Source organism: Cyclobacterium sediminis, assembly GCF_054781075.1.
Window position 1 is genome coordinate 1 of sequence record NZ_BAAGVC010000029.1, and the last position, 689, is coordinate 689.

General features: G+C 39.0%; 1 protein-coding gene. It reads right to left on the reverse strand.

What is annotated here, in order from left to right; all coding sequences use genetic code 11:
• Nucleotides 1-443 (reverse strand): LuxR C-terminal-related transcriptional regulator (locus tag ACYVHJ_RS19365; protein ID WP_460518142.1); only part of this gene is annotated, 443 nt, incomplete at its 3' end.
• Nucleotides 444-689 lie beyond the last annotated feature (246 nt).

Here is a 689-nt window from a genome sequence, read left to right on the forward strand (position 1 = left end):
TCAACAAATAACTTTTCTGCTGGTTCGTGATGTAGAACCATAGATGGCCTCTTGACCTTAATATGCTGGGAGAGATGAAAAGTAAATTGACTCAGACTGTATCCTTCAGGCTGGGACATTCGGTATTCTTCCCATAAAAGCTGCTTAGTAACTCCAGTTTTATTGAGCTCTTCTACATACCCATCCAACTTGCTTTTCAACACTTCAAACCGATTGTCTTTATAAGCAGGGTTTCCTGGGTGAAACACCTTTTCAAGAGCGTGATCCTCCATTTTCAACAAGGTGGAAAGACTAATTTTAGACCTTCTGTATTTTTCAAGATAACTTTTGACGGTATTCTTGCTAACACCCAAATCACGGGCAATGGTCTTATTCCCATAACCTTGATTGTGTAGTTGAAGTATTTGTTTTACCTGACTCATTCTTTTAGGTTTACCTGCCATAATCAGTATTAATTAGTAGTTCAGATTACTAATTAATAAAACCTAAATCCAAAGGGGTCAATATGCTCCGTTTTTGAGAAGCAGAGACTAAAGAGAGGGGTCAATATGCTCCGGTTTTATTGTATTTAAGGAGCCAAATTTTGACGCCATTCTAAATTTAGAGGGGTCAGCATCCGCCAGAATGGCATATAAAACACTCCTTTCTGGAACACTGCTTTAGGGGGTCAACATGCTCCGGAATATCCA